Origin of the sequence: Neobacillus sp. 114 (assembly GCF_030127045.1) — a bacterium.
GTDB classification, from domain to species: Bacteria; Bacillota; Bacilli; order Bacillales; family Cytobacillaceae; genus Neobacillus; species Neobacillus rhizophilus.
On sequence record NZ_CP126144.1, the window covers coordinates 1,148,873 to 1,167,754 of the forward strand.

At 44.0% G+C, this 18,882-nt stretch carries 17 protein-coding genes; 8 read left to right on the forward strand and 9 right to left on the reverse strand.

Annotation, left to right across the window (positions count from 1 at the left end):
- Positions 1–66: 66 nt before the first annotated feature.
- The 5 genes from QNN06_RS05630 to QNN06_RS05650 all read right to left on the reverse strand — a co-directional run bounded on the left by QNN06_RS05630 (position 67) and on the right by QNN06_RS05650 (position 4,736).
- Positions 67–666, reverse strand: coding sequence for a M15 family metallopeptidase (locus tag QNN06_RS05630; protein WP_249366694.1), 600 nt, complete (start codon positions 664–666; stop codon positions 67–69).
- Between the two features lie 372 nt (positions 667–1,038).
- Positions 1,039–1,830: a 3-hydroxy-5-phosphonooxypentane-2,4-dione thiolase gene (gene lsrF / locus QNN06_RS05635; protein ID WP_284037204.1), complete on the reverse strand. Its 792-nt coding sequence runs from the start codon at positions 1,828–1,830 to the stop codon at positions 1,039–1,041.
- Positions 1,831–1,838: 8 nt separating this feature from the next.
- On the reverse strand, positions 1,839–2,198 hold the full coding sequence (locus tag QNN06_RS05640; protein ID WP_284037205.1) for a cupin domain-containing protein: 360 nt from the start codon (positions 2,196–2,198) through the stop codon (positions 1,839–1,841).
- A 24-nt stretch (positions 2,199–2,222) separates the two neighbouring features.
- A complete protein-coding gene (lsrK, locus tag QNN06_RS05645) occupies positions 2,223–3,788 on the reverse strand; it encodes an autoinducer-2 kinase (RefSeq protein WP_284037206.1) in 1,566 nt (521 codons plus the stop codon).
- Positions 3,789–4,736, reverse strand: a complete 948-nt coding sequence (locus QNN06_RS05650; protein ID WP_284037207.1) for a sugar-binding transcriptional regulator — start codon at positions 4,734–4,736, stop codon at positions 3,789–3,791.
- Between the two features lie 250 nt (positions 4,737–4,986).
- Here QNN06_RS05650 and QNN06_RS05655 point away from each other — a divergent pair, with 250 nt between their 5' ends.
- From QNN06_RS05655 to lsrB, 4 genes are read left to right on the forward strand one after another with little or no spacing between them, the layout of a single operon-like run.
- Complete coding sequence (locus QNN06_RS05655; RefSeq protein ID WP_284037208.1) at positions 4,987–6,492, forward strand: sugar ABC transporter ATP-binding protein; 1,506 nt, start codon at positions 4,987–4,989, stop codon at positions 6,490–6,492.
- On the forward strand, positions 6,489–7,502 hold the full coding sequence (locus QNN06_RS05660; protein WP_284037209.1) for an ABC transporter permease subunit: 1,014 nt from the start codon (positions 6,489–6,491) through the stop codon (positions 7,500–7,502). Before QNN06_RS05655 ends, QNN06_RS05660 begins: the two co-directional genes overlap by 4 nt.
- Positions 7,486–8,472, forward strand: coding sequence for an ABC transporter permease (locus tag QNN06_RS05665; RefSeq protein ID WP_284037210.1), 987 nt, complete (start codon positions 7,486–7,488; stop codon positions 8,470–8,472). The genes QNN06_RS05660 and QNN06_RS05665 overlap by 17 nt, the downstream gene beginning before the upstream one ends.
- Positions 8,473–8,487: 15 nt before the next feature.
- The gene (lsrB, locus tag QNN06_RS05670) at positions 8,488–9,561 is read left to right on the forward strand and encodes an autoinducer 2 ABC transporter substrate-binding protein LsrB (protein ID WP_217035031.1); all 1,074 of its coding nucleotides are present in this window, start codon (positions 8,488–8,490) and stop codon (positions 9,559–9,561) included.
- 659 nt (positions 9,562–10,220) lie between these two features.
- Here lsrB and QNN06_RS05675 read toward each other — a convergent pair.
- The 3 genes from QNN06_RS05675 to QNN06_RS05685 form a co-directional block, all read right to left on the reverse strand.
- Positions 10,221–11,321, reverse strand: a complete 1,101-nt coding sequence (locus tag QNN06_RS05675) for a GerAB/ArcD/ProY family transporter (RefSeq protein WP_284037211.1) — start codon at positions 11,319–11,321, stop codon at positions 10,221–10,223.
- A 270-nt stretch (positions 11,322–11,591) separates the two neighbouring features.
- Positions 11,592–12,770 carry a Ger(x)C family spore germination protein gene (locus tag QNN06_RS05680; RefSeq protein WP_284037212.1) on the reverse strand — a complete coding sequence of 393 codons (1,179 nt, stop codon included), beginning with the start codon at positions 12,768–12,770 and terminating at the stop codon, positions 11,592–11,594.
- Positions 12,767–14,344, reverse strand: a complete 1,578-nt coding sequence (locus QNN06_RS05685) for a spore germination protein (RefSeq protein ID WP_284037213.1) — start codon at positions 14,342–14,344, stop codon at positions 12,767–12,769. The genes QNN06_RS05680 and QNN06_RS05685 overlap by 4 nt, the downstream gene beginning before the upstream one ends.
- A 110-nt stretch (positions 14,345–14,454) precedes the next feature.
- On the opposite strand from QNN06_RS05685, the gene guaD reads away from it, so the two are divergent.
- Together guaD and QNN06_RS05695 are read left to right on the forward strand one after the other, a co-directional pair.
- The gene (guaD, locus tag QNN06_RS05690) at positions 14,455–15,819 is read left to right on the forward strand and encodes a guanine deaminase (RefSeq protein ID WP_284037214.1); all 1,365 of its coding nucleotides are present in this window, start codon (positions 14,455–14,457) and stop codon (positions 15,817–15,819) included.
- Positions 15,820–15,952: 133 nt separating this feature from the next.
- Positions 15,953–16,789, forward strand: coding sequence for a pentapeptide repeat-containing protein (locus tag QNN06_RS05695; protein ID WP_284037215.1), 837 nt, complete (start codon positions 15,953–15,955; stop codon positions 16,787–16,789).
- A 171-nt stretch (positions 16,790–16,960) separates the two neighbouring features.
- Here the strand turns inward: QNN06_RS05695 and QNN06_RS05700 are convergent, their stop codons facing one another.
- Complete coding sequence (locus QNN06_RS05700) at positions 16,961–17,614, reverse strand: carboxymuconolactone decarboxylase family protein (protein ID WP_284037216.1); 654 nt, start codon at positions 17,612–17,614, stop codon at positions 16,961–16,963.
- Between the two features lie 182 nt (positions 17,615–17,796).
- On the opposite strand from QNN06_RS05700, the gene QNN06_RS05705 reads away from it, so the two are divergent.
- Together QNN06_RS05705 and QNN06_RS05710 are read left to right on the forward strand one after the other, a co-directional pair.
- Positions 17,797–18,444, forward strand: a complete 648-nt coding sequence (locus QNN06_RS05705) for a hypothetical protein (RefSeq protein ID WP_284037217.1) — start codon at positions 17,797–17,799, stop codon at positions 18,442–18,444.
- Between the two features lie 22 nt (positions 18,445–18,466).
- Positions 18,467–18,778 carry an ABC transporter permease gene (locus QNN06_RS05710; protein ID WP_284037218.1) on the forward strand — a complete coding sequence of 104 codons (312 nt, stop codon included), beginning with the start codon at positions 18,467–18,469 and terminating at the stop codon, positions 18,776–18,778.
- The last annotated feature ends 104 nt before the right edge of the window (positions 18,779–18,882 follow it).

Genomic DNA, 18,882 nt, shown 5'->3' on the forward strand with positions numbered 1-18,882 from the left:
CCAGTACTACTAAAATCTGTTTTCGTAAAAATTTGCCCAAAACAACCCGCAGGCGAATAGTGAAAATCACTGTTCGCCTGGATTGGGTCCCGCAACCAAGGAGGAATCTGGTCGTTCCCCATTCTGCAGGTCAGCAATCGTTAAGCCAAAATTCATTTCAAGGTGAGGATAATCCTTAAATTTGGCCCAATCTCCGCCCCATTCAAACCCCAGCTTTTTCGCCATTTGGACGACCTCGGTCCAATCGGACTTCGAGTTTCCATTCCGATCATATTCCCGATCCCACACCACGTCTCCCGAAGGCGTCTTCAGCGCAAAATCAATCGCCAGTCCGTAATTGTGATAAGATTCGCCTCCCTTTGCATGGGTTACAACGGCTCCCTCTGTGGTACGGCCTTGTTCATAAAGACTGTCTTGCTCCTCGGCACTGCGAAAACCGTCTGTAATAACAACGACAATCCCTTTTTTGGCAGCCTGCTGGATTAGCAGATTGGCCCGCTCCTTCACGACAGGATGAAGATCAGTCGGCATTGGACCATCCTTTGCTATCGCTGGTTTCGGAGTATCAGAATTCGTTTTATTATAAAAGATAACCACTATGGTAATCACGAGAACTAATAAAGGTAATACTCGTTTTATTCGTATTCTTTTTCTTTTTCGTTTCAAAGCTCGAAATTCCTTTCTTGTTTTTGAAAAATTATATCACTATAAAAGACGAAATGACGAGTCTAATAGTTTCATATAATCAGTAAATGGAAAAATAGGGTATTTTAACGCGATTTATTCCAAAATGTCGTGAGGACCGGAAATTAAGTAGTGAAATGCTGGAATTATGTAGTGAGAGGTTCAAATTATGTAGAGAGAATAGATTAAGTTTAAAGAGTTACCTATTTATTCCCAAAAAATGTCGTGAGGACAGGAAATTATGAAGTGAGATCCATGAATGATGTTGTGAGAGGCACAAACTATGTAGTGAAAATTGACCAAATAAAAAGGGAGGGCCAGATTTTGCCCTCCAAACCAATAAATGCAACAATTTTACCCCACCTTCACCCCAGTCAACTGCCCATATAACTCTAGCGCCTCACCAACCTTCAGTCCCTTATGCACAATCCCGTTAATCGCCTGAATCATCGCTTCCGGATACTCCGATTGCCAGATATTGCGTCCCATATCCACACCGGCCGCACCCTGATTCATCGCATTAAAGGTAAGCTCCAGCGCATCCTTAATGGTCTCCAATTTAGGTCCGCCGGCAATGACAATCGGCACCGGACAGGTTCCCGTGACTTTTTCAAATCCCTCACAATAGTAGGTTTTAACAATATCCGCTCCCATTTCGGCGGCAATCCGGGAAGCCAACCCCAAAAACCGCGCGTCCCGCTTCTCCAGTTCGTGGCCGACGGCGGTAATCGCCAACACCGGAATCCCATACTCGTGGGCCTCGGTAACGACATTCGCCAAATTCGCCACCGTTTGGGTTTCATATTTAGACCCGATAAACATCGAGACCCCAACACCAACCACATTATGACGAATTGCTTCCTTAATCGGCGTCACAATCGTCTCATTGGAAAGGTCGCTCAGCACACTCGGACCGCCAGATACCCGCAGCAGCATCGGTTTATTGACATCGGCAGGGATGCAGGAATCGAGTGTCCCCCTCGTCACAAATAACGAATCCGTATGCGGTAGCAGGCTGCTCACAGTTTCCCCCGGTTTTTCCAAGCCGTGAATAGGGCCGAGGAAATAGCCGTGGTCAATCGCCAGCATGACCGCTTTGCCACCCGGGAAAATCTGACTCATTCTATTTTTAAATCCCCAATTCATTTCAAAAATCACTCCTTTATCCTTGGATTTTCTACAATGACCGTATCCCTCTCCTGAATATGCGGTGATTTAATAAACACCGCTTTAAAATCAACCAAGGAAGTATTTTTAAGATAATGGGTTTCGAATGGCCGCACCTGCAGCATATCGCCCGGTTTTACGTGGACAGGTTCGCCGTCTATATAAATATCCATTTCCCCTTCAAGGATATAGAAGATTTCTTCGCAGGTGGTATGGTAGTGATTTTCATGGTCATCGCCCGGTTTTAACAACACCACGCCAATATCGACATTTGGTCCTTTTCGTAAGTACTTCGGCCCGTGGGTGCCATAACGGTATTCCAGATTTTCTTCGTTCACGTGAAACATTGCCGTTTCACCCCCTTTCAAAAATTAAACGCTCAACCCGGGTGCCATCCACATGTGGTTGGTTTTTCCCAAATCGGCTAATCGCAGCTGCTCGGCATAAACGGCCCGCCAATTTTCATAAAGTAATAGATACCGCCTATGGTTATCCATGTTAGGATAGTGGACCCGCTCCCACCCCACCAGCTCAGAAATAGCCGTTTCCAAGTCAGGATACAACCCAGCCCCCAACCCAGCCATAATAGCAGTTCCAAGGGCTGCAGCTTCTTTTTCGACAGGAATCCTAACAGGAATGCCAAGAACATCCGCCAGCGTTTGGCTCCAAAGCTTACCCTTAGAAGCGCCGCCGGCAAAGATAGCTTCAGACGGGTAATGGCCAGTGACTTCCTCGACAATCTTCAGATTGCCATAGGTCACGAGGCATGCGTTTTCCTGTATCGATTTAAACATTTCTTTTTTACCGGTTTTGTTGGGATCAATAGTGAGATTAAGGAAGGAGGGGGCTGCGTGCCGCCATGAAATATAATCCATGACGTCTGAGAAAATCGGAATAATGCCGTTAGAACCAACTGGAACGTCCTTAGCCTTTTCTTCTAAAATTTCATAGGCATCGCGTCCCGTTTGCGCGGCTTCCATTTTTTCCAGTTCACAAAAAGCATCGCGGAACCACCGCATGACAAGTCCGGGGAAGAAGGCAATTGTTTCAATTTGCCATAAATCCGGGACAGCGTGACAATTCACACGGATTCGGCAGTCAGGGTCAATCATCGCTTCTTTGATGTTGATTTCCTGCTGCCAGAAGCTGCCGCCGCAAATAAAGGTCTGGCCGTCACCAATGGCGCCAACGCCAACAGATGCAAGCTGGGCGTCACCACCGCCGCTAAAAACGGGCGTGCCTTTTGCTAGTCCAGTAGAATGAGCGATAGATTCGGGAATGGTTCCGAGTAGAATTCCTGCTTCGTTTACGGGAGGGAAGATGTTGTTTTTAAGCTGACAGGCTTCGGCAATGGCTGGTGTCCAAGTACGATTGTTTAAATCAAAAAGTCCGGTGGTACAGCCGTTAGAGGGGTCTACTTGAAGTTTGTTGGTGAGTTTAAAGAGTATCCAATCATTGATCATGGTTAGGTAGGCGATTTTTTCATAGATTTCCGGTTGGTTGTTTTTAATCCAGAGCAGACGGGGGAGGGCTCCAAGGGCAAATGTTTGTCCGGATAATTCATAGAATCGTTTCTCAAGCAAGGGGTCGCCGTTTTTAAGCTCTTTGGCTTCTGCCATGGCCCGGGCATCGACGTTGGCGCATGCCCAGATTTCTTTTCCATTTTCGTCGTAAAGGACAAATCCCTCACGCATGCTTGTGGCACTAATCGCTTTAATGCTGCTTGGAGGAACGCCGGACCGCTCCAACACTCCGGAGATGCAGGTTTGGATGATCTCCCAATTTCGGTTTACATCAAAATCCATCGAGCCCGGATAGCGCGGGTCTTCTAAATGCGTCCATTCGTATTGCGAGACGGCCACCTGCTTACCCGCTTTGTCAAAAAGAACAGCTCTCACACTGCCAGTGCCGGCATCAAAAACCAGGATATACTCCATTTAAAAAGCAGCCTCCTTTTTCAGTAGTGAAGCAGCAGTTACTTCATCGGTAATCAGGGTATCGATGTAACCTCCTTTCAACGAACCAAAGATGGCCTCCACTTTATGCGGACCGCCGGCCACGCCAATGACATTCTTTAATTTTTTCAATGTATGAAGATGGGTGCCGATTAACCGGTTGTGGTGCGGCAATTCCAGCAGCTCACCATTAGCATCAAAAAATTGGCCCAGAATATCGCCGACAGCATTTTGATTTTTAATATAAAGCAGCTCGTTAAGGGTCATCTTTTCTTCTTTGATGATCGTCGAATCGGAGGACAAACCGCCAATCCCGACGACGGCGTGATGGCACAAACTTGCCAAATCAAGTATATTTTCCACCGAAGGTTCTGATAACATATTTTTCGCCATTCTCTCCGAGGAGGCGAGAAACGGCGCCGGAATGACATAAATGCCGCCTTTGAATTTATCGAGGCCGCCTTCCATGGAGTAATCTCGCTTGTGAAAATAGTAGTTAACACCGCCAGTCAGAGTGACCATAGACACCTCGATGGTAGGATCGATTGACAAAGATTCGATGGTTCTCGATACTGCCTCACCCCATCCGAATCCTATCAAATCATTATTTGAAATACTGTTTTCCAGGTACTGTGCGGCTGCTTTTGACAGTGAACGACTAAGGTTTTGAGTAGGAGTAGGAATGATAAAGGCTTGCTGCAGCTTAAAGGCGGAGACTAGATCACGTTCAATTTCCAGACAGTGGACACCGTGACCTTGGATATGAAATTGCACGATATTTTCGGCACGGGCGCGCTCGAGCAAACGAACAACTTTGTTTCTTGATAATTGGAGCCGTTCTGCGATTTCGGTCTGGGTGAGATTATCCTTGTAATAAAACCAGGCGACCTTTACGAGGAGGTTTACAGTGAACGCATCATTGTTCGTCATGTTCCTCAACCTTTCAACAAAAAATCATTCACGTAACAAATGTTCACTCTGATACTGAGTATAGGGGGCTGAAAATGGAATGTCAATTAATTTCTAAAAATTTAGATAATTTCAAATTAGCGTATTGACTCTGGGTATTTTGTCATTTAATATTTGGGTTGTAAGCGTTTTAATGAGCTGATACAAAAGTTGCCGTCATAAAAAAATGTTAGATTACTAGTGTAATAACCGGACAAGGCGGGTGATTGGAATGGATGACCAGCTGCTTCATATCCGGCAAATATACAAGCAATTTGCAGGGAGCCCCGTATTAAAGGGTGTAGATTTGACCCTTTATAAGGGAGAAGTCTTTGCGATTGTTGGCGGAAACGGTGCTGGTAAATCAACCTTAATGAAAATCATAACGGGATTATATCGACCCGATCAGGGGCAAATGGTGGTGGAGGGCAGCGAAGTATTGTTTCACCAGCCATCCGATGCCCACAAACATGGAATCTATCTAGTCCCACAGGAACCACTAATCTTCCCCAATATGACGATTCGCGAAAACGTAACCATTGGTTTGCATGAGAATAAAGCCGAATGCGCGAGGCGGATTCAGCATTATCTCTCCGTCCTAGGCTGGAATTTGGATTTAAACCGCAGAGGCCTTAGCCTATCGATTGCGGAGCAGCAGCTGGTTGAACTGCTTAGAGGGTTAATCCGAAATGCCAAGATTCTGATTCTAGACGAACCAACCTCCACCCTAACCTTTAGTGAAATCAATTCTCTCTTTTCCACCATCAAAAAATTAACAAGCGAAGGCCTTGGCGTGTTTTATATTACCCACCGACTTACCGAGGTTTTTGAACTGGCTGATACCGTTGCTGTCCTGCGGGATGGAGTCATCTCGGCCAAAGGGCCAGTCCGCGATTTTACCTATGAGAAATTGCTGGAAGGTTTAATGCCGGAAAAAATAGAAGTTTTGGCTCCACAGCTGGAAAGAACGGAGGCGAAGCCTTCAGCCGGGCAGCATCGCGAACCAATTCTTTCCGTGAAAAATTTATCCGGCTACCGGTTTCAAAACATCAGCTTTGACCTATACCCCGGTGAAATTCTAGGAATTGCCGGCGTCGTCGGTGCAGGCAGAACTGAGCTCGCTACATCAATCTTTGGCCTTGAGCCATCAAATTCTGGAGAGATTTTTTTAGACCGGGAAAGTATTAAGAAGTATTCTTTGCGTGAACGCATTAACCGTGGCTTAGTTTATGTCCCTGAGGACCGCCACCAGCACGGGCTATTCTCTATTGCCTCCTTAAAAATGAACATCACATCCACCATCCTTCCCAAATTTCGCAGTTTATTCATCCCTTTTAAAAAAGAACAAGACATCGCCGCTCAAGCCATCAACAGTTTAAAGGTCGTCACAACAGGCCCCAGCCAATTCATCAGCAATCTATCTGGAGGCAATCAGCAAAAAATTGTTCTCTCAAAATATCTGGAAACCGGTCCGAAAGTTATCATCTTGGATGAACCGACACGAGGCATTGATGCCGGAGCTCGCGGAGATATTTACAAGATGATCGACGACTTGAAGCACACGGGTTTGGCTGTGATTCTCATCTCCTCCGATACCGAAGAAATCGTCCAACTCAGCGACCGGGTGCTTGTCATGCATGAAGGAAGGATGACGACGACGATTGCCAAAGAGGATTTAACCATCGATTCCATCACCACAGCCGCATTCGGGATCCAGAAGGAGTTGAAGACGCTATGAATCTCCTATCCAAAATAATGAAGCAGCGGGAAATCTCGATTGTGGTTCTGATTGTTGTGTTTATAGCAATTGTAGGGATGGTGAATAGCAAGTTTGTAACAGGGAAAAGTTTGCTTTTGTTAGTGGAGAGCGCGATTATTTTGCTTATCCTGGCGGTCGGTCAATCCTTCGTTCTGTTAACGAGAGAAATAGATGTTTCGGTCGGGTCGACGATGGGGCTATCAGCGGCGGTCTGCGGCCTGCTGTTGACCAGCGGGGTTTCGGGCTGGGTTTCGGCTCTTGCGGTGCTTGCCGTTGGCGTGCTGGCCGGCCTGTTTAATGGCCTCGGAGTTGCCTATTTACGGATTCCCGCTATCATTATGACATTAGGGACTTTAGGAATTTTACGAGGTTTCATGATTATTTTAACAGGCGGAAAGTGGATTGAGGACATTCCGAATTATTTTAAAAAGCTGTCTGGGACAGATTTTATCGGTTTGCCGCTGCCCGTCTGGGTTGGACTGGTGATTCTTATTGCAGCCTATTTGGTTTTGAGGCTGACCAAGTTTGGCCGATACTTCTATGCTGTCGGTGATAATGCCGATGGGGCAAGGCTGATTGGGATTCCTGTTTCCAAGGTTAGGGTTTTAGCCTTCGTACTTTCAGGTCTATCTGCTTCGGTTGCCGGGCTGATTTTTGTCATAAATATTGGCTTTGTACCGAACCAAACCGGCAGCGGAATGGAGTTGCAGGTCATCGCGGCGGCGGTATTAGGCGGTGTCAGCTTAAACGGCGGTCTCGGGACGGTGCTGGGGGCAGGGCTGGGGGCGATTTTTTTGACAGCCATCAATAGCTCGTTAATCTATTTAAAAATTCCCGCGTACTGGAATAACGCCATTTCCGGGTTTTTATTGCTCGTCATTGTCATCAGCGACTCTAGGTTCCAAAGCTTTTTAGCGAATAGCCAATTTAAAAAGAAGGAAACGGCTGAAGCGGAAGGAGGGGGTCAGGGCGATGAAGCTACTCTTTAGATGGGAGGGCGCACTTGTCATTTTTCTCATCCTTGAACTCATTTTCTTTGGATTGATGAACCCCGACTTTTTAAATTTGACAAACTTGATTTTTAGCATGAATGACTATGTCTACATTGGACTAGCCGCGATTCCGATGACCTACGTGATTATTACAGGGGGAATCGATGTTTCGGTGGGTTCCACGATTGGCCTGACTTCCATTATTATTGGAGTTCTTTGGATGAATGGGCTCAACGTTTGGCTGGCCGTGCTGATTGCGCTTTTGATTAGTGCCTGTGCAGGGGCGGTTAACGGGACGGTCGTAGCGACTACGAATGTCCAGCCATTAGTGGTGACGCTTGGGACGATGTTTCTTTTTTCCGGGATTGCTTTGGTCATTTCCGGCGGCAGCAGTGCTTCCGGATATGAAGGGATCAGCGGCTTTCCGGATGCGTTTGTACAATTGGCCAATGGTGAAACTTTCGGGCTGCCGAATCCAATTTTGTTTTTCCTTGGATTTATGATTTTCTTTGCGGTGATGTTAAATCTTACTAGGTTTGGCCGGCAGGTTTTTCTGGTGGGAATCAATCCTAAGTCAGCCCGTTACAGCGGGATTCGAGTGAAATCAATCATAATTTGGTCTTATATCATAGCCGGTTTGGGAGGTGGTGTGAGTGGGCTAATTCTGACATCCTACTTTAGTTCCGCCAGGTCAGACCTTGGAACGGAAGCTGTGCTGCCGGTCATTACGGCGGTTGTTTTGGGGGGAACGAGCATTACAGGGGGCAAAGGAACAGTGGTCGGTACAGGAATTGCCAGTATTGTAATTGGGATGATGCAGTATGGCTTACAGATGATGAGTATGACCAGCCAAGAAACAAGTGTGGTTATTGGATTTTTGTTAATCATTGCCGTGTTACTCCGTATAACCAATTGGGGGCTTTTAAAAAAGTTTCATACTAAAAAGGCTGCAGTGAAAGAGCCTTAAAAGGAGTGTAGCGTAATGAGAAAATCTGGTTATCTGAAACTGTTCACCATTATTTTATCGGCACTGCTGGTCCTGGCCGCTTGCAATAGCAGCGGGGAGAAGTCGTCCGGCGGGGACGGCGGCGGGAAAACCGATAAAAAGAATGTAAAACTGGCTTTTATCCCTAAATTGACCGGTGTCGGCTTCTTTACCTCCGGCGGTGAAGGGGCAAAGGAAATGGCTAAAAAACTTGGCGTGGAGCTGACCTATGACGGGCCAAGTGAAGCGTCTGTTGCCGGGCAAGTTAAGTACATTAACAATTTTGTTAACCAGGGTTACAAGGCACTAATGGTTTCTTCGACCTCTGTGGATGGCTTGAACCAGGCCTTGGACCGTGCGAAAAAACGCGGCGTCAAAATCCTGACTTGGGACTCCGACGTCAACCCAGAACATCGTTCCTTCTATATTAACCAAGGGACTCCGGACCAATTGGGCGGCATGCTAATTGACATGACGGCTGATCAGGTCGGCGACAAGGCGAAGGTTGCATTCTTTTACTCTAGCCCGACGGTAACAGACCAAAACCAATGGGTTGAAGCTGCCAAGGCAAAAATTAAAGCTGAGCACCCAGGCTGGGAGATTGTAACGACCCAATTCGGCGAAAACGATGCGCAGAAGTCCTTGACTGTCGGTCAAAACATCATTAATACGTATCCTGATATCGACGCTGTTATCTGTCCGGATGCTACTGCGCTGCCGGCCATGGCGCAAGCGGCTGAAAACCTTGGCGTAGCAGGCAAAATTGCGATTACCGGATTCTCGACACCAAACGTTATGCGGGACTTTGTGAAGCGCGGCACGGTTAAGCAATTTGGGCTGTGGGATGTCAAAAAGCAGGGTGCACTGGCTGCATATGTGGCCTACCTGATGACGGTTGAAGGCAAGGACTTAAAGGTTGGCGACGAGTTTGATGTGCCGAATATCGGCCACGTGAAGATTGAGCCGAATACCATTCAGGGCTATGATTATACCGATGATCGCAGTGGTATTATCTTATTGCCAGAGCGGGTGGTGTTTACGAAGGATAATATTGATAAATATGATTTTTAATTGTGAGTTTTTGATGGAAAACTGCCTTTCGAAAGGGGCAGTTTTCTTTTTGATGGACCTTTTCTAAAAAATTGTTGCTTTCCGAATGTAAAAATTGCTTCAAGTAAGAAGGAATAACTTATTGCCTCGCTATAAGCGCCTTTACACTCGAAAAAGTCAGCAGTTCGATCGCATACAGCCTTTCTATGCGCCCCAACGCTTGGAAAAATCAGCGGTTCGGTAGCATACAGCCTTTCTATGCGCCCCAACGCGCGAAAAAATGAGCGGTTCAGTCGCATATAGCCTTTCTATGCGCCCTAACACATGAAAAAATGAGCGTTTCGGTCGCATATAGCCTTTCTATGCGCCCCAACACGCGAAAAAATGAGCGTTTCGGTCGCATATAGCCTTTCTATGCGCCCCAACACATGAAAAAATGAGCGTTTCGGTCGCATACAGCTTTTCTATGTACCCCAACGCGCGAAAAAATGAGCGTTTCGGTCGCATATAGCTTTTCTATGTACCCCAACGCGCGAAAAAATGAGCGTTTCGGTCGCATATAGCCTTTCTATGTGCCCCAATGCGCGAAAAGATGAGCGAACCGGTCGCATATAGCCTTTCTATGAGCCCCAGCACTCGAAAAAATGAGCGTTTCGGTCGCATATAGATTCTGTAATAAATTAGCTCAAGCCCGATTTCACACTTTTCCTGCGTATCACCGCAACGCACAAAAGGAAAATGGGAATCAGCAGCTGAACCGTTAGGAAATAATAAGGGACGGTTGTACCCATCCCCCGAATCATGTCCTCAAACGACCGGACGGACCAGATTGAAAATAGAATAATTAAAAAACCAATTGGCAAAACAAATGGTTTATAACTAGGCAATGTCAGCCATTGGGAAGTACCAAGAACGAGCATATAAAAAAAGGCGGACAACTGAACGAAACCGCCAAGTACCCATATGGCGATTACTATCGATTCAACATGTTCAAAAAAAGAACCGATACTAATGAACCTGGCTGCCTCAAACACTGGAAATTGAAGATTGATGATAATTCCGCCGAATAAAAAAAGATTTCCAAGATTAATGAAAACCATCGTCAAGACACTGGCAATGACCGAAAACATTCCCCATTTCATGACCTTTTGTTGTTTCGTTAAAAACGGAAGCAGAAACGACATCAATGAAAATTGACTTAACCAGGCATGTGGTGCAAGAGAACCTTGGATAGACGGCATTACCCCATCTTGCATGATCGGTAAAATATTTTTTACATTCAAATCGGGAATTAGAAAGACATAAATCAGTATATAAAGGGCTAATACAATTGGCAAAAAAATTATCGCACATCGTCCAATCGTTTCAATGCCGCCATGAACAGCAATTGCGCAGGAAAGGGCAATGCTGGCTGTCACAAAAATCATCGGTGTTTTATGTAAAAAGGCACTTTCAATGAACTCACCGTATTCTCTAAAAGCGATTGCCGTATCGTGTAATAAAAAGAACAAGTAAATGAACGCAATGATCTTTCCAAAGGCCCGGCCAAGAATAAGATCACAATATTCAATGAGAGTTTTCCCTGGAAAAAGCTTTGAAAGCTTGACAATAATCAAGACGATAAGAAAGCCGCTCAGTGAACCCCAAATGGGTGACAGCCATAAATCACGTTTTGCATGCTGTGCGGTTACATATGGGATGTATAGAATGGCTGTTGCAACAACCATTGCATACATTATAAGGGCTAGTTCTAAGTGAGAAATTCTACCTTTTTCTATCATGTTTGTTCATTCCTTTTCTAAAAGGAGTCTATTTATTTACCAAAACGGTTTAAAGGGCTTATAAAGGAAATCAATGAATTGTCCAGGTCCTGGCATTTCTGGAAAGGAGACTAGTAAAACAGCTAGGACCCAGTTCACCACCATTAACGAAAAAAAAGCTATTTTTACCTTTCTTTCATTTTTTCTCAAATTAGGCCATTGTGACAAAAAGATAAGCACAAGTATAACTGTTCCCCCTAATATCGCTCCAGTCTTCATCGTTTTTCACCTCTATTGTTTTTCAGTTCCTAAACCGGTTCTTTTGATCGTTACCTTCGTGTCAAAAGTAACGGCTACCTGCGGGAAAATGTCATTCCACTTAGACTTCTTTTGTTTCCATTCTTGTGGATATTTTCTCTCAAATTCATCAGCAAACCCAAATATATCTGCATTTAACTTTTTCTGTACTTCCGAAAAAGCTAACCGTTCTCTTTGTTCAATTTCAAATTCAATCTTTTGCTGAGCTTCCTTTATGACCTTTGGATTGAATAAGTTCCGTTTTGTCGTATTTTGAATGACTTCCATGTCTGCACTTGTTTTAATGTGCATGCTCCATTTGCCATTTTTTAAAGAAGGGATCAATTCATTATGGCTTTGTAATAGTTTTAAGGAGATGTAGCCTTTTTCGTTTTTAAAAGAAATCGTAATCACACCTGATTTAATCTCATTCCTTGGCCAAAGAATCCCTCTTGTTTTTTTATCATCTAATCTTCCGACCATTTTTCCTTTCTTAAAAATAGCTGCCCCATTGATAATGGGAATGGCCTTTTTTGAATCCATCATTGATGGGTCAAGGTATTCCACCCAAGGGAGGACGGCGGCATCGGATTCACCTGATAGCATCTGCGACAAATCCTTCGCCGTTACTTTCACTCCTATATGTGTTTTGACGATTTTGCGAAGTTGTTTTGAGGTGTCATTTTCTAATTCAGGCATTGCCTTCAAAACAGTCTTTGACCTTCCTTTTGAAACAAACACATCAGCACGGATGCGAGGTTCGGAGTGTCGCATCCAAAAATCAATTTGGTCGATTATTCCTTCCTTTGCTAATTTTTCGCCAATAATGAGCACCTCGTTTTGCCCCCAAAAAATTTCTCTCGTAAGTTCTTCCTGGAGTCGTGCCATCGCATCCGCAATGGTTTCTCCCTCAGCTGATCTCACAAAAGACTGTCCGCTGCTGCCCCCGGCGGACATTTCAGATTGTTGTCCGCTTTGTGAAGGCTTTGGAATAAATATTTGAGCTGAGAGTTCGATATTGTTTTGTTTGCCTTTATCTATACCTGCTGCCAAAATGAGTGCTAAATCATTTACCTCAGCTCGGTCCCAGCATCCTGTTAGGAAAATGGAGGTTAAGCAAACAAGCAGGATTAAAGTAAAAGTTTTCTTTACAGATCGAATCAAACAACTCAACTTCCGTCGCCACCTTTGCTGGGACCAGGCTTTTGGGTACTGGACTCACGCCTTAAGTAACTAGTATCTTGTGAAAAAAAGTCGGGACGAGTATCCATGGCCCACCACGGAGCCCGAATAAGGACATCCTTCAAATTGTGTATCTTAAGCGGCGCCGTCGAATTGAAATAGGGCACACCAAATGATTTTAGGGTACACAAATGTGCGACAATAGCGGTAATTCCCAGCATAACGCCTAATAAGCCTAACACACCTGATAAAATCATGATCGGGAAGCGCAGGATTCGAATCGAGATGCCGGTCGCATATCTTGGCATTAAGAACGATGCGACTCCTGTAATGGCGACCACCATGACCATCGGTGAGGAGACCAGCCCCGCCGCAGTCGCGGCCTGTCCAATGACCAGGGCTCCGACGATACTAACAGCAGCTCCCACTTGTTTTGGCAATCTCACACCTGCTTCCCTCAGTGCCTCAAACGTGATTTCCATGATAAACGCTTCAACCAATGCCGGAAAAGGAATTTGTTCACGGCTTTCAGCGATCGTTAAGAGCAGTGAGGTTGGAAGCATTTCTTGATGAAATGTTAAAATTGCCACATACGCTGAGGGCGCAAGTAAAGCGATAAAAAAGAATAAATAGCGCAGCCAGCGGATAAATGTACTGATATAAAAATGATTATAGTAATCTTCGGGTGCCTGCAGGAGACTTGCAAACGTACAAGGAGCAATAAGCGTAATAGGGGTACCGTCAATCAATATGACTACACGCCCTTCCAAAAGGCTGGCTGAGGCTACATCCGGCCGTTCAGTTGTTAAAACTTGCGGAAATGGAGAAAATGGATAATCTTGAATCATTTCCTCGATATATCCACTTTCTAAAATCCCATCAATCTTTATTCGCTTTAATCTGCTGGTAACCTCATCAACTAAAAAGCTGTCTGCGACTCCTTCGATATAGGCAACGATGACTTGTGTTTCCGTGTAGCGGCCAATATCAATTTGTTTCATTTTTAATAACGGATGACGAATTTTTCTGCGTAAAAGTGAGGTATTTACTCTTAATGTTTCAATAAAACCTTCCCTAGGGCCACGAATGACTGATTCCGCGTCTGGCTCCTTAATACTGCGTTTTTCCCACTTCGGCAGCCCAATCGATATTCCCCTCGTTTGTTTATCAATCAGAATAATCGGGTTTCCAATTGAAATTTGTTTAAAAATATCAGTAATCGCGTAGATTTCTTTGACATCAGAAACCGATATTTCCTTTTTTGTGTTCTCAAATATTGCATCTAGATCATAGCTATTCATCTGAATAAGCGGCTTAAGTACATGTTGGTCGATCTCTTCAGTATTCGATAGACCATCTATGTAAAGAAGAAGAGCATTAATATTGCTGCTGATACTAAATTCTCGAAATACCACATCAGAGCAATCTTTATAGGCTGATTTTAGTATTTCGATATTTTTATTTAATTCCGGTTCAAGAGGAATTTCCGGTAACGTATCGAGCGATTCATTCAATTGTTTACTCGGAAAATCAAATTTCTTTTTCCCATTCCCTAAAAATTTCATCACCTTGTTCCCCTTGATACATATTTACATGTATTCTTTGCAATTTTTTGATGATTATGCTAGTTTCTAAACCAGTTGAATCTATGTAATAAATAAAAAGGTGGACTAACATGAAGAAATATTCGCAAATTTTCCAAGGGACCGCGTTCTCAAGCAAATCCCCAAAAGAAGTACAAATTCAAAAAGACCATCTGTTCTGCATTAACGCAGCCGGAGTAATAGAAAAAGTCGTCTCCCCAGACGACACCGACTATCAATCTTTGCTAATAGAATATCAAGACGAAGCAAATTTTCATCGTTTAGCAGAGGGACAGTACATCCTGCCAGGCTTCGTCGATTTGCACGTGCACGCGCCGCAGTGGGCTCAATCTGGAACGGCGCTAGATATCCCGCTCTATGATTGGTTAAATACATACACCTTCCCAATTGAGGCAAAGTTTTCGGATTTGGATTTTGCCAAAAAGGTATATCAAGACGTCGTCAGCACCTTGCTTGCAAACGGCACAACAACTGCGCTTTATTTTGCCACCGTACATAAAGAGGCGAGCATCCTGCTGGCAGAAATATGCGCTGAAAAAGGGCAGCGCGGTCTAGTCGGGAAAGTCGTAATGGATAACCCCGACCAAACACCAGAGTATTATCGGGACTCGGACACAAAAACCGCCTTAGCGGATACAGAGGAATTTATCCAAGCGGTAAAAGAAGTGGCAAAGCGGGCGAAACAAGGGGTTTACCCGGTGGTGACCCCGCGCTTTATTCCAAGCTGTACTGACGAAACTCTAAAAGGGTTAGGAGAATTGGCGGCTAAGTATGATGCGCATGTCCAGTCGCATTGCAGTGAAAGCGATTGGGCCCATGGTTATGTGCAGGAACGCTTCGGTAAAAACGATGCCTTTGCTTTAAATGATTTCGGCTTGTTGCGCGAAAAGTCTGTTATGGCGCATTGCAATTTTTTAAGTGACGACGATGCAGGTTTATTCGCAGAAACAGGGACGGCAATCGCTCATTGTCCTATTTCCAATGCTTACTTCGCCAACAGCGTTATTCCAATCGCCAGCTTTCAGGAAAAAGGGGTCGAAATTGGCTTAGGATCGGATATTTCCGGAGGTTTCTCGCCAAGTTTGTTCGACAATGTAAGACAAGCAGTGATGTCCTCAAGAATGCTCGAAGATGGAGTGAATCCGGCTCTTCCGGCTAAAGAACGAGGTGTCCCGAATTCCCGTATCACCATAGATGAAGCATTCTATTTGGCCACTGCCGGAGGAGGCGATAGCCTAAGCCTGCCAATCGGCCGCATCGAGGAAAACTTTGCTTGGGATGTCCAAATCATTGATACTACTATAGAGACGGCCCGGCTGCCAGTCTATGATGCAGAGGAGAAACTGCATGATATCTTCCAGAAAATCATGTATCTCGCCCGGCCGGAAAATATTCGCGAAGTTTGGATCCAAGGGGAAAAGGTCCACGAGCGGTAAAATACTAATTACCCTGCTAAAAGCTGGCAGGGTTTTGCTGTTTTAAATATTTTTTACTAATTGACAAAGGAATTTTCGAATAAATAATCGAATTGGAAATAGTATTTTTTTATTTTAAAAGGACGTGTAAGGATTGCCTAATCAGGATGTTATTTTCAAAAATTTAAAGGCCGACTGTGAAAATTGTTTTGCTTTGTGCTGTGTGGCGCTGCCTTATGCCAAGTCGGCCGATTTTGCGTTTGATAAAGATAGTGGAACTCCTTGCAAGAACCTGCAATCTGATTTCCGCTGCAAGATCCATCAAAATCTTAGAGATAAAGGGTTTCGCGGCTGTTCCGCCTATGAATGCTTTGGGGCCGGCCAAAAGGTTTCTCAAAATACATATGGAGGAAGAGATTGGCGGGAGAACTCCGAGTCTGCAAAGGAAATGTTTAACGTGTTTCCAATCATGCAGCAACTTCACGAAATGCTTTATTACTTAAATGAGGCAATGAGTTATGAAGAAACGAAAGCAATTCATCATGAACTCCTTGGAGCTTTTGAAGAAACAGAAAACCTGACTAATTTAACACCAAAGGAAATCTTGAATCTAGATGTTCCATCACACCGGGCAAGGGTTAATAAGTTGTTTTTGCGTACCAGTGAACTAGTCCGGGCAAAGATTTTACCTGGAAAAAATATAAACAAAATCCGCAAAGGCAGTGACCTGATTGGGGCAAAGCTAAGAGGTGCCGACCTGAGGGGAGCAAATTTAAGGGGTGCTTTGCTGATTGCGGCGGACCTCCGGGAAGCGGACCTGAGAACAGTCGACTTTATCGGCGCTGATTTAAGGGACGCAGACTTATGTGGGGCAAATCTTTCAGGGAGTATCTTTCTTACGCAGGCACAAGTGAACGCAGCAAAATGCGACCGTTACACGAAATTGCCGGCCGCATTAAAGACCCCTGAGCATTGGGCACATCGCAAATAAAATAATAGGAAAAAAACGGCTTAGCATTCTAGGCCGTTTTTTATGTCGGAGTTGCTTGGAATTAGCTTCCATAATATCGCTGACTGATGTCGCTTAGTACCCTTATGAGGTCATTATCTCTCAGGATATTCGTATAATTTCCTGTTTTTTGAAGGAAATAATATAACAACCTCAGTCTTGATAACTTTGAATCATATTAGCCATGTGTACATAGGAACCGCCAGCGCGTAATGCGGAAGCAACCATAATAGCTTCTGCAAGTTCCTCACTTGTTGCACCGAGTTGTTCGGCTTTTTTCGTATGTACGTCAATGCAATATGGACATTGACTGGCTATCCCAGAAGCAGTTGCGATTATTTCTTTAAATTTAGCGGAGAGTTTGCCTTCTTTAGTGGCGGCTGCACTAAACGCTGTATAGCCTCTGAATCCTACATGAGCAAATTTACCAAGCTTGCTTAAATTTTTCAAATTGGAACGGGCATAAAGAACGTCTGATGCATCTACATTTTTTGCATTATGTACATGTGTACTATGAGTGACCGCACCACCTGCTTCCACAGCCGCGGCAACAAATGCAGCTTCAACTAATTCTTCTAATGACGCCCCTGCGCTTTTTGCCTTCCTAGTATGAGCATCAATGCAATACGGACACTGTGTAATATGAGCAATAGCCACAGCAACGATTTCTTTCTCTTTAACAGTAAGAGCACCTTCTTTAAATACTTCAACATTAAAATCGTTAAAAGCTTTTAATTGTTCTGGTGCTAAATCCTTTAATTTAGTAAGATTTTGAGTGTTTTCTTTTGCATATAGGTTTGTTGACATTTTCAAAACTCCTTTTGAACTTTTTATGATTAGTTTAGCCTTAAAGGTTTATAGAATATCCAATTAAACCAACTAAACAAACCATAATGTTCTAAATTAAAAATAGGATTATCAAATTTTTCCAAAAATGTAAGAGTTGATGGTAAACTTAAGGTAAGAACTTATAGAAAAGAGTGGTCCCTTTGATCAAGGATAAAAAGTCCTTATCAATTTCTATTATTCTATATTTAGCCGTAATCATTTTGAACCTTCCTTTCCCGAATGCAAGCCCCCTTGGCGAGACCCTGGCAGCAAAGTTAAATATTCCTGTAAGGTCCGCAAATGGTTTGCATTATTTTGGCATTTCTCTATTTGTTTTATTTATCCTGAGCCTTTATTTTCTATCGAAATCATTGGAAAGATTTAAAACGAGATTCATAGTCATTGCTTTTTTGGCGGTAAGTTTTATCCCAACGTATTTGGCCAGTTCCATTCAGAAATACTTTGCAACGGGCATTTATGCGATTTCCTACAATCACAATGAAGCCAGGTGCCATTTTGAAATGGCGGACGAAAAAACATTGCACGGCGAATGTGTACTTCCATTTGAAAACTACAGCAGCAAGCCCGTCGGCTTTACCATTGAATTTTACGATACATATGAGGACGAATTCTTAACCCTGATGAACGTTAATGCTCCTTACACAGTAAGGCTTGGCGGCAAGGAAAGTAAGCGAGTGAAGATTGAGGCTGATATTGATGTCTCAAAAATGAAAAGTCATATTGATAGCGGAGACGCAAACGGTGTGAATATTGTCATCAAGTCGGGTGGGAAAAGCCGAAAACTATGAGGAGACTAACGGAGGTGTTTAAATGGATGCGGTAATTTGGCTGTTGATCTTGCTGCTGCTCACGCTATTCAACTGGGGAGCTATTTCTTTTCATAATAATAAAAAATTGCACTTTTTTTGGTCCGGGATTATTATCGGTATTCTTGGCCCTATCATTGCCTTTTTAATCGGGGCACTATTTGTGAAGATGGACCATAGTGCAGGCGGGACAGGTGAGGGCGGAGCCATTGGCGCAGCTTTTATTGGTTTAATGATCGTCGGCAACGGGATTCTTTATGTTTTCATTGGAATGTTTGTAAAAATAGTTTCGTTAATAAAAGGGAATTCAGCCTAATTAGGTCAATCCATTACTCGGTTACTGCGGAGCAATATAGGAAATAATAAAAAAGCCTAAATCATCCTGTGATTTAGGCTTTTCTATTCCGATAATATAAGCAT

Excerpts from the sequence above, each read along its gene's own strand:
- QNN06_RS05660 (WP_284037209.1), top strand. The coding sequence starts at position 6,489 with ATGAATCTCCTATCCAAAATAATGAAGCAGCGGGAAATCTCGATTGTG.
- guaD (WP_284037214.1), top strand. The coding sequence starts at position 14,455 with ATGAAGAAATATTCGCAAATTTTCCAAGGGACCGCGTTCTCAAGCAAA.
- QNN06_RS05675 (WP_284037211.1), bottom strand. The coding sequence starts at position 11,321 with ATGATAGAAAAAGGTAGAATTTCTCACTTAGAACTAGCCCTTATAATG.
- lsrF (WP_284037204.1), bottom strand. The coding sequence starts at position 1,830 with ATGAATTGGGGATTTAAAAATAGAATGAGTCAGATTTTCCCGGGTGGC.
- QNN06_RS05640 (WP_284037205.1), bottom strand. The coding sequence starts at position 2,198 with ATGTTTCACGTGAACGAAGAAAATCTGGAATACCGTTATGGCACCCAC.
- QNN06_RS05650 (WP_284037207.1), bottom strand. The coding sequence starts at position 4,736 with ATGACGAACAATGATGCGTTCACTGTAAACCTCCTCGTAAAGGTCGCC.
- QNN06_RS05655 (WP_284037208.1), top strand. The coding sequence starts at position 4,987 with ATGGATGACCAGCTGCTTCATATCCGGCAAATATACAAGCAATTTGCA.
- QNN06_RS05700 (WP_284037216.1), bottom strand. The coding sequence starts at position 17,614 with ATGTCAACAAACCTATATGCAAAAGAAAACACTCAAAATCTTACTAAA.
- QNN06_RS05685 (WP_284037213.1), bottom strand. The coding sequence starts at position 14,344 with ATGAAATTTTTAGGGAATGGGAAAAAGAAATTTGATTTTCCGAGTAAA.
- lsrB (WP_217035031.1), top strand. The coding sequence starts at position 8,488 with ATGAGAAAATCTGGTTATCTGAAACTGTTCACCATTATTTTATCGGCA.
- lsrK (WP_284037206.1), bottom strand. The coding sequence starts at position 3,788 with ATGGAGTATATCCTGGTTTTTGATGCCGGCACTGGCAGTGTGAGAGCT.
- QNN06_RS05665 (WP_284037210.1), top strand. The coding sequence starts at position 7,486 with ATGAAGCTACTCTTTAGATGGGAGGGCGCACTTGTCATTTTTCTCATC.
- QNN06_RS05710 (WP_284037218.1), top strand. The coding sequence starts at position 18,467 with ATGGATGCGGTAATTTGGCTGTTGATCTTGCTGCTGCTCACGCTATTC.